The sequence below is a fragment of the Nocardioides zeicaulis genome (assembly GCF_042432345.1).
Lineage (GTDB): Bacteria > Actinomycetota > Actinomycetes > Propionibacteriales > Nocardioidaceae > Nocardioides > Nocardioides zeicaulis.
The window spans coordinates 1,557,243-1,566,199 of record NZ_JBHLXH010000001.1; the positions used below are offsets into that span (position 1 = coordinate 1,557,243).

Consider the following 8,957-nt stretch of genomic DNA (forward strand, 5'->3'; position numbering starts at 1 on the left):
AGGGGTGGGTGACGGCGGTCACTCCGGGAGTAAGGTCGCGCGGGTGAAATCCGGGAACACACCACCTCAGCAGCGCCCCGAGCAGGGGCCACCCCCGACCGACAAGATCAAGATGGCCATCGCCGCCGTCCTGCTCGTCATCCCGATCGTCGCCCTCCTGTGGGTGCCGTCGTACGCCAAGGACGCCCCCGAGCTGTGGGGCTTCCCGTTCTTCTTCTGGTACCAGTTCCTCTGGGTCTTCATCTGCTCCGGCCTGACCTGGACGGCCTACAAGCTCACGCTGTCGGCCCGCGGCCTGACCACCCACAAGGTCGGTGAGGACCGATGACGCCGCACCTGACGGTCATGGCCGCCGACACCGGCGGCGTCAACGGCGTCGCCCTCGCCGTCCTCATCGTGCTGTTCCTGCTGGTCACCGTCGCCGGCTTCATGGCCTCGCGCTTCAAGCGCGCGGAGTCGATGGAGTCGCTGGAGGAGTGGGGCCTCGGCGGGCGCACCTTCGGCACGTGGATCACGTGGTTCCTGCTCGGCGGCGACCTCTACACGGCCTACACCTTCGTCGCCGTGCCGGCCGCGATGTTCGCGACCGGCGCCGTGGCCGGCTTCTTCGCCGTGCCCTACACGATCATCCTCTACCCGATCATCTTCATCTTCATGGCGCGGCTGTGGTCGGTGAGCCACCGCCACGGCTACGTCACCACCGCCGACTTCGTGCGCGGCCGGTACGACGACCGCACCCTCTCGCTCGCGGTGGCCGTGACCGGGTTCGTGGCGACGATGCCCTACATCGCCCTCCAGCTCGTCGGCATCCAGGCGGTGCTCGAGGTCTCCGGCCTGGGCGGCGGCGACAACGTCGTGGCGAAGGACGCGCCGCTGTTCATCGCCTTCGCGGTGCTCGCGGCCTACACCTACTCCAGCGGCCTGCGCGCACCGGCGGTCATCGCCTTCGTGAAGGACATCCTGATCTACCTCGTCATCATCGTCGCGGTCATCTACCTGCCCGGGAAGGTCGGTGGCTGGGAGGCGATCTTCGGGGCCGCGCAGGACAAGATGGACGCCAACAACGCGGCCGCCGTCGAGGCCGGCCTCAAGCCGGCGTCGTCGTTCGTCCCCGGCTCCGGCGCCTTCTGGGCCTACGCCACGCTGGCGCTCGGCTCCGCGATGGCGCTGTTCATGTACCCGCACTCGGTGACCGCGTCGCTGTCGTCGAACAGCCGCAACACGATCCGGCGCAACGCCGCGATCCTGCCGGCGTACTCCTTCGTGCTGGGCCTGCTGGCCCTGCTCGGCTGGGTGGCGATCGCGGCCGGCACGCAGCCGATAGGGCTCGACGGCCAGCCGAACGCCCAGCTGGTGATCCCCCAGCTGTTCGAGGACATGTTCCCCTCGTGGTTCGCCGGGGTCGCCTTCGCCGCGATCGCGATCGGCGCGCTGGTGCCCGCCGCGATCATGTCGATCGCCGCGGCCAACACGTTCAGCCGCAACATCTACAAGGAGTGGATCAAGAAGGACGCCACCCCGGCGCAGGAGGCCAAGGTCTCCAAGCTGATGTCGCTGCTCGTGAAGGCGTTCGCGCTTGTCTTCGTGCTGACCCTCGACAAGCAGAACGCGATCAACTTCCAGCTCCTAGGCGGCATCTGGATCCTCCAGACCTTCCCGGCCGTCGTGTTCAGCCTCTTCACCCGGTGGTTCCACCGCTGGGGCCTGCTCGCGGGCTGGGCGGTCGGCATGGTCTACGGCACGGCCAAGGCCTACCAGGTGGTCAACCCCGTCACCGGCAAGCACTTCGGCGGCTCCTCGGCGCTCATCCCGGGCATCGGCGAGATGGGCTACATCGCGGTCACCGCGTTCGTGCTCAACGTCGTGGTCGCCGTGGTGGTCACCCTGGCCCTCACCGCGGCGAAGGTGTCCAACGGCAAGGACGAGACGATCCCGTTCGACTACTTCGCCGACGCCGACGACCCGCGCGTGCAGAAGGACCTCACCGAGCACGGGGCGCACGACGAGCCCTACGGCGACGCGGACGACATCCCGGGCAACGCACCGGCCCGCTGAGCCGTCCGCTGGTCGATCCGCGAGAGCGCCTGCGCGAGCCTCGAGACCCACCCGGTCTCGAGGCTCGCTGCGCTCGCACCTCGACCAGCGAGGGGGATGCGCGGCGGGAATCGATGTCGGACCCCAGGTGTTCACTGGTCTCGTGACCGCGACCACAGCAGAGACCCAGCGCACCGACCCGTGGCCCGCCCTCTGGGCGCTGTGCATCGGGTTCTTCATGATCCTCGTCGACACGACCATCGTGACCGTCGCGACGCCGGCGATCATCGAGGACCTCCAGGCGGGCGTCAACGAGGTCGTCTGGGTGACCTCGGCCTACCTCCTGGCCTACGCCGTGCCGGTGCTCATCACCGGGCGCCTCGGCGACCGGTTCGGCCCGAAGAACCTCTACCTCGTCGGCCTCACGGTCTTCACGCTCGCGTCGCTGGCGTGCGGGCTGACGACGACCATCGAGGGCCTCATCGCCGCACGCGTGGCGCAGGGCCTCGGCGCGTCGATGATGACGCCGCAGACGATGGCGGTGATCACCCGCATCTTCCCGATCGAGCGTCGCGGCTCGGCGATGGCGCTGTGGGGCGCGACCGCCGGCGTCGCCACCCTCGTCGGCCCGATCGCGGGCGGCGTGCTGGTCGACACCCTCGGGTGGGAGTGGATCTTCTTCGTCAACGTGCCCGTGGGCGTCATCGCCTTCGCGCTCGCCTGGCGGCTGGTCCCGCGCCTCGAGACCAACCAGCACCGCTTCGACTGGCTCGGCGTCGCGCTCAGCGGGCTCGGCATGTTCCTGCTGGTCTTCGGCATCCAGGAGGGCGAGCAGTACGACTGGTCGACCATCGCCGGGCCGTTCACCGTGTGGCGGCTGATCGTCGCGGGCGTCGTGGTGCTCGCGCTGTTCGTCGTCTGGCAGGCGCGCAACCGGCGCGAGCCTTTGGTGCCGCTGAGCCTCTTCGCCGACCGCAACTTCTCGGTCTCCAACCTCGCCATCACCACCGTGTCGTTCGCCTTCACCGCGATGGGCTTCCCCCTGATGCTGTGGGCCCAGCTCGTGCGGGGCTACTCCCCCACCCAGGCCGGCCTGCTGCTGGCCCCGATGGCGGTCACCTCGATCCTCGCCGCGCCTGTCGCCGGCCGGCTCACCGACCGGGTGCACCCGCGTGTGCTGACCCTGGGCGGGTTCGCCGGTCTCGGCGTGGCGCTGCTGGTGCTGCAGGCGGTGCTCGCTCCCGACACCCCGCTGTGGCAGCTGGTGCTGGTCTTCGCGCTGATGGGCCTGGGCAGCTCGTTCCTGTGGGGACCGCTCGCCACCACCGCCAACCGCAACCTCCCGCCGCAGCGCGCAGGCGCGGGCTCGGGCGTCTACAACGCCACCCGCCAGGTCGGCGCGGTGCTGGGCTCGGCCGCGATCGCGGTGCTCATCGACGCGCGGCTCGCGGCCAACGGTCTGTCGTTCTCGCCCGCCGACGGTGCCGCGGGCGGCGGCACCCTGCCCGACCAGGTCGCCGGGCCGTTCACCGAGGCGATGGCCCAGTCGCTGCTCCTGCTCCCAGCGGTGCTGCTGCTCGGCCTGCTCGCCGTGCTGCTCTTCGAGCGCCCGCGCCACTTCGGCGCCGCGCCCGCCCGCGACGCGGCCCCGGCCGGCGCCGCGGAGCCCGCGCCGCACTGAGGCCCGCCGGCGACCCCGCGGGCGGTGCGTGAGGAGGGTTTCCGCTTCACGGAATCCCCCTCACGCACCGCTCGGCGGTGGCGCGTGAGCCGGTCAGCCGGCGAGCGAGGTGCCCGCGGACCGCAGGTTCTCGCAGGCCTCCACGATGCGGGCGGCCATGCCGCCCTCGGCGGCCTTGCCCCAGGCGCGGGGGTCGTACTGCTTCTTGTTGCCGACCTCGCCGTCGACCTTCAGCACGCCGTCGTAGTTGGCGAACATGTGGGCCGCGACCGGGCGGGTGAAGGCGTACTGGGTGTCGGTGTCGACGTTCATCTTCACCACGCCGAAGTCGACCGCGTCGCTGATCTCCTGGGCCGTGGAGCCGGAGCCACCGTGGAAGACCAGGTCGAACGGGCGGGCGTCGGAGCCGAGGCCGAGCTCGGAGGCGGCGGCCTCCTGGGCGGCCTTGAGGATCTCCGGGCGGAGCTTGACGTTGCCCGGCTTGTAGACACCGTGGACGTTGCCGAAGGTCAGGGCGGTCATGTAGCGACCCTGGTCGCCGGCGCCGAGCGCCTTGATGGTGGCGATGGCGTCCTCGGGCGTGGTGTAGAGCTGGTCGTTGATCTCGTTGGCCACGCCGTCCTCCTCGCCGCCGACGACGCCGACCTCGATCTCGAGGATGATGTGGGCCGCGGCGCACTTGGCGAGCAGCTCCTCGGCGATCTGGAGGTTCTCCTCCAGCGGCACGGACGAGCCGTCCCACATGTGCGACTGGAACAGCGGCAGCTCGCCGCGTGCGACGCGCTCGGCCGAGATGTCGAGCAGCGGGCGCACGAAGCCGTCGAGCTTGTCCTTGGGGCAGTGGTCGGTGTGCAGCGCGATGTTGACGGGGTAGTTCTTCGCGACCTCGGCGGCGTAGGCGGCGAACGCCACCGAGCCGGTCACCATGTCCTTCACCGAGGGGCCGGAGAGGTACTCCGCGCCGCCGGTGGAGACCTGGATGATGCCGTCGGAGCCCGCGTCGGCGAAGCCCTTCAGCGCGGCGTTGAGGGTCTGCGAGGACGACACGTTGATGGCCGGGTAGGCGAAGGACTTCTCCTTCGCGGCGTCCAGCATCTGTGCGTACACCTCGGGGGTGGCGATGGGCATCGGGGCTCTCCTCTGAAGCTGTGCAACGAGTGGTCCGGAGGGTGGCGCACGCGAGGCCACCCGACGCCGACCACCCTAGTGGCTACCGGCGGGTCGCCCACGGGCTGAGCACGGGCCGAGCACGGGGCCGAGCACGCGCCCGGTCGGGGCCGGGCACGCCGGCGGGCGGGAGGACGCCGGTGACAACCGATCGCGTCGCCGCTCCGTGTGGAGCGGTGCCACACTCAGCACGGGGGAAGGACCGTCCATGGACACGCAGGTCGACTGGCGCGAGGAGCTCGACTCCTCCTTCGGCGAGGGGCGCGACGTCGTCCCCGCCCACTACCTCGAGGCCGGCCACCGCGTCGCCCGCCGCCGACGCGCAGCGCTCGCCGTCGCCGGGGTCGCGGCGGCCGTCGTCGTCGCAGGTGCGACCTGGTCGCTCGCCCCCGGCTCCGCACCCCGCGGCGGCGAGGCGCCCGTGGCGTCCGACCCCGCCCGGCCCACGCGGACCGCGGACGGCCGCGGCCCCGAGGACCGCGTGCGGAGCCTGGCGGAGCTGCGTCGGGCAGGCGCCGCCGAGCCGGACTTCCTCGGCAACCCGGCCGTCCTGGTCGACGGCGGACTGGTGCTCGCGGACGGTGCCGGACCGGTACTGCAGCGGGTGCCGAACCCGATGGGCTACACCCCCGCCCAGGGCACCTCGCTCGGTATCCGGGTGTGGTTCGAGGGGCGCGAGCAGTACTCCCTCATGACGTCGCACGTCGAGGGGACGAGCACCTCGACCGCCACGGTCGACGCCACCGGCGACTTCCCCGGTTGGCTCGACCAGGCGGTCCGGACCCAGCGGACCCTCGACGTCGCCAACGGGGTGACGCCCGCCGCCGGGAGCGACGACGGGCCGTGGCTCGAGCTGGGTGCCGACGGGTCGGTCGAGGCCGCCCGCGCCGGCGTGCTGATCGAGGAGGTGCGCAGCGGCGTCGACCTCGGGCCGTCGTTCGCCGACGGCGCCGACGGCACCGGCGCGGTCCGGCTCCGCGTCGACGGCAGCACCGAGCACGCCGCCTTCCGCGTCGTCGACGGCGTGCTCGACGTCGTCCCCGGCGGCGGTCGCTTCGCCTCGATGGACGCCTTCCTCGCCTGGGCGCGCGCCCAGTACGCCTCCGGATCGGGCATGCGATGAGGCGTACCGAGCGCGACGCCGCCTTCAGCGAGTTCGTGGCCGCGCGGCAGCGTCACCTGCGCCGGGTGGCGTACGCGCTGTGCGGCGACTGGACCCGCGCCGACGACCTGCTGCAGACCGCGTTCACCAAGCTCTACGTGGCATGGCCACGGATCCGGCACGACGGCAGCGAGGAGGCCTACTGCCGCCAGATCATGGTGCGGGCCAACATCGACGAGTCCCGGCGGCCGTGGCGGCGCGAGCGGCCCACCGACCGGCTGCCCGACCTGCCGGCCCCGGAGCCGACGCCGGTGGAGGAGCGCTCCGCCCTCTTCGCGGCCCTGCAGGCGCTGCCCGAGCAGCAGCGCAAGGTCGTGGTGCTGCGCCACTGGCTCGGGCTCTCGGTGCGCGAGACCGCGCGCGAGCTCGGCATCGGCGAGGGCACGGTCAAGAGCCACAGCAGCCGCGGACTGGCGGCGCTCGAGCAGGTGCTGGCCCGGCAACGCTGACAACCGGACCGGCCCCTGAGGCGTCCTCCAGCGTGGGGCTGCCGACCCGGGCGGCCCCTGACGGATGCGGGGAGGTGTGACATGACCCGCACGTGGCGAGGGCGCACCGCCGCGCTGGCGGTCGCGGCCACGCTGGCCGTGACGGGTTGCCGCGCCGGCGGGGGCACCCCCGCCCCGCCTGACGCCGCGTCAGCCGACGGGCCGACCGCGGCGGGTGCCCCCGGTCCGTCGACCGACCCGACGCCGGCCGCCCCACCGGCCGGCGTCGGGATCGTCCCGGCGCTCCGGCGGTGGCTGGTGCTGCGCGCGGGCAGCCGGTTGCCCCGGCCGCGGGCCGGCGTGGTCGTGGAGGAGACCCGCCGCGAGCCCGTCGGGCCGACCGGAGCCACGGAGTCGCTCGGCCTGTCGTTGCGCCGGGGCGACCGGGCGCGGTGGGTGCTCGCGGTGGTGGACGAGGACGGGCTGCACGTCGACCTCGAGCACCCCCGCCTGTCGGCCTGGCTCACCGTCGACCCGTGGCTCGCAGACACCGCCGGCATCGAGGAGGGCGGGCCCGGGCTCGTCCTCGCGGAGATGGGCCCGGACGGCTCCATGGTCGCGCTGGCGCACGGTGCCCGGGTGCTCCACGAGGCGGTCGTCCCGGACGGGGCGCTGGGTCAGCTGCGGGAGTCGGTCACCTCGACGGCCGCGGTCGCGATCGTGCGGTGGCGCTCGCACCGGTGGTTCGTGCTGGCGGAGCGTCTGCCGTCGCGGACCCGTCACGTGACGGTCGCCGCGTCGCGCAGCGGCTTCCACGCAGCCACCGCCGCCGAGCTGGTCACCCGCTGGGAGCGGGCGTCGCGGGCACCCTGAACCCCGGCGCTCAGCCGCGCCAGGCGTCGTCGCCCGACAGGTCGGCGTACGCCCGGATCCAGCCGTGCATCGCGACGGCCGCCGCGGCGCTGGCGTTGATCGAGCGCGTCGAGCCGAACTGGGCGATCGAGAAGGTCCCGTCGCACACCTCGCGGGCGCCCGCCGACAGGCCCGGGCCCTCCTGGCCGAACAGGAAGCACACCCGCCGCGGCAGCTCCATCGTCTCGAGGTGCGCCGAGCCGGGGAGGTTGTCGATGCCGAGCAGCCGCACCGGGCCGCCGTCGAGGCCGTGCAGGTAGGTCGCGAGCGCTGCCGCGTCGGGGTGGTGCCGCACGTGCTGGTAGCGGTCGGTGACCATGGCGCCGCGCCGGTTCCACCGACGGTTGCCGACGATGTGCACCTCCGCGGCGAGGAACGCGTTCGCGGTGCGCACGATGGTGCCGATGTTGAAGTCGTGCTGCCAGTTCTCGATCGCGACGTGGAAGTCGTGGCGACGGGTGTCGAGGTCGGCGACGATCGCCTCGAGGCTCCAGTAGCGGTAGCGGTCGACGACGTTGCGACGGTCACCGTCACGCAGCAGGTCGGGGTCCCAGTGCGCACCCTCGGGCCACGGCCCCTCCCACGGTCCGACCCCCACCTCGGGCTGCCCGTGCGGCATCGGGTCGTAGGGCGCCCGCTGCTCCTCCTGCACGGGCCCCACCCTAGGGCTCGGCGTCGCCCCGGACGGGCCCGGCATAGGGTGACGCCGTGAGCGCACTCCTGGACCTCAGCCTCGTCCAGCCGGCCGTCCAGCCGCTGCTGCTCGGCATCAGCTGGATGGACCCGAACTGGCTGCTCGACCGGTTCGGCACCGAGCTGTTCTGGATCAGCCTGGCCATCGTCTTCGTCGAGTGCGGCCTCTTCTTCCCGATCCTCCCCGGCGACACCCTGCTGTTCGCGCTCGGCCTGTTCATCGCCACCGGGCAGCTCGACCTGTTCCCGGGCCCACCGTTCGTCGAGGTCCTGATCTGCATGGCGGCACTGATGGTCGCGGCCGTGCTGGGCAACCTGAGCGGCTACGAGATCGGGCGCCGGATCGGGCCGCCCCTCTACGAGCGCGACGGCCGGATCATCAAGCGCAAGTACTTCGACCAGACGACCGCGTTCTTCGACCGCCACGGCAACAAGGCGCTGGTCATCGGGCGCTTCGTGCCCTTCGTGCGCACCTACATCACGGTGGTGGCCGGGGTGACGCGGATGGAGCGGCACCGCTTCTTCCTGTGGAGCGCGGTGGGCGCGGTGATGTGGGTCGCGCTGATCACCCTGCTCGGCTACTTCCTCGGCGACGCCTTCCCGACGCTCGGCGAGAGCATCGACAAGCTGGTCATCGTCATCCTCGCCTTCTCGGTCATCCCCATCGCCTTCGAGTGGTGGCGCCACCGGCGCACCAACGCCGCCGGGGCCGAGATCGGTGACCACGACGGCGGCCCCGACCGCGACGTGAGCGGTCGCGACGTCGACTGACGGCGCGCGCCACCCGGCCCGTTCGGGCGCTCGCCCCTGGCCCAGTCGGGCCGTTGGGCCCGCCCATGTGGATCAGATGTGACGATCCCCACGTAGCGCGCGTCCGGCG

General features: G+C 72.4%; 9 protein-coding genes. 7 read left to right on the plus strand and 2 right to left on the minus strand.

Annotated elements, in window-relative coordinates:
• Positions 1-43: 43 nt before the first annotated feature.
• The 3 genes from ACFFJG_RS07715 (at position 44) to ACFFJG_RS07725 (ending at position 3,715) form a co-directional block, all read left to right on the plus strand.
• Positions 44-328 (plus strand): DUF3311 domain-containing protein, encoded by a 285-nt coding sequence (locus ACFFJG_RS07715; RefSeq protein ID WP_378518015.1) that lies wholly within the window; start codon positions 44-46, stop codon positions 326-328.
• Positions 325-2,055 (plus strand): monocarboxylate uptake permease MctP, encoded by a 1,731-nt coding sequence (gene mctP, locus ACFFJG_RS07720; RefSeq protein WP_378518016.1) that lies wholly within the window; start codon positions 325-327, stop codon positions 2,053-2,055. Before ACFFJG_RS07715 ends, mctP begins: the two co-directional genes overlap by 4 nt.
• A gap of 142 nt (positions 2,056-2,197) precedes the next feature.
• Positions 2,198-3,715: a DHA2 family efflux MFS transporter permease subunit gene (locus tag ACFFJG_RS07725; protein WP_378518017.1), complete on the plus strand. Its 1,518-nt coding sequence runs from the start codon at positions 2,198-2,200 to the stop codon at positions 3,713-3,715.
• 93 nt (positions 3,716-3,808) lie between these two features.
• Here the strand turns inward: ACFFJG_RS07725 and fbaA are convergent, their stop codons facing one another.
• Complete coding sequence (fbaA, locus tag ACFFJG_RS07730) at positions 3,809-4,843, minus strand: class II fructose-bisphosphate aldolase (protein WP_378518018.1); 1,035 nt, start codon at positions 4,841-4,843, stop codon at positions 3,809-3,811.
• 247 nt (positions 4,844-5,090) lie between these two features.
• Here fbaA and ACFFJG_RS07735 point away from each other — a divergent pair, with 247 nt between their 5' ends.
• From ACFFJG_RS07735 to ACFFJG_RS07745, 3 genes are all read left to right on the plus strand, one after another.
• Positions 5,091-6,005: a hypothetical protein gene (locus tag ACFFJG_RS07735; RefSeq protein ID WP_378518019.1), complete on the plus strand. Its 915-nt coding sequence runs from the start codon at positions 5,091-5,093 to the stop codon at positions 6,003-6,005.
• Positions 6,002-6,493 carry a SigE family RNA polymerase sigma factor gene (locus ACFFJG_RS07740; RefSeq protein ID WP_378518020.1) on the plus strand — a complete coding sequence of 164 codons (492 nt, stop codon included), beginning with the start codon at positions 6,002-6,004 and terminating at the stop codon, positions 6,491-6,493. The genes ACFFJG_RS07735 and ACFFJG_RS07740 overlap by 4 nt, the downstream gene beginning before the upstream one ends.
• A gap of 81 nt (positions 6,494-6,574) precedes the next feature.
• Positions 6,575-7,345 carry a hypothetical protein gene (locus ACFFJG_RS07745; RefSeq protein ID WP_378518021.1) on the plus strand — a complete coding sequence of 257 codons (771 nt, stop codon included), beginning with the start codon at positions 6,575-6,577 and terminating at the stop codon, positions 7,343-7,345.
• A 10-nt stretch (positions 7,346-7,355) separates the two neighbouring features.
• Here the strand turns inward: ACFFJG_RS07745 and ACFFJG_RS07750 are convergent, their stop codons facing one another.
• A complete protein-coding gene (locus ACFFJG_RS07750; protein ID WP_378519466.1) occupies positions 7,356-8,003 on the minus strand; it encodes a TrmH family RNA methyltransferase in 648 nt (215 codons plus the stop codon).
• Positions 8,004-8,092: 89 nt separating this feature from the next.
• Here ACFFJG_RS07750 and ACFFJG_RS07755 point away from each other — a divergent pair, with 89 nt between their 5' ends.
• On the plus strand, positions 8,093-8,848 hold the full coding sequence (locus tag ACFFJG_RS07755; RefSeq protein ID WP_378518022.1) for a DedA family protein: 756 nt from the start codon (positions 8,093-8,095) through the stop codon (positions 8,846-8,848).
• Positions 8,849-8,957 lie beyond the last annotated feature (109 nt).

Coding starts and splice junctions, on each gene's coding strand:
- ACFFJG_RS07750 (WP_378519466.1), bottom strand. CDS start 8,003: ATGCCGCACGGGCAGCCCGAGGTGGGGGTCGGACCGTGGGAGGGGCCG.
- ACFFJG_RS07735 (WP_378518019.1), top strand. CDS start 5,091: ATGGACACGCAGGTCGACTGGCGCGAGGAGCTCGACTCCTCCTTCGGC.
- ACFFJG_RS07740 (WP_378518020.1), top strand. CDS start 6,002: ATGAGGCGTACCGAGCGCGACGCCGCCTTCAGCGAGTTCGTGGCCGCG.
- fbaA (WP_378518018.1), bottom strand. CDS start 4,843: ATGCCCATCGCCACCCCCGAGGTGTACGCACAGATGCTGGACGCCGCG.
- mctP (WP_378518016.1), top strand. CDS start 325: ATGACGCCGCACCTGACGGTCATGGCCGCCGACACCGGCGGCGTCAAC.
- ACFFJG_RS07745 (WP_378518021.1), top strand. CDS start 6,575: ATGACCCGCACGTGGCGAGGGCGCACCGCCGCGCTGGCGGTCGCGGCC.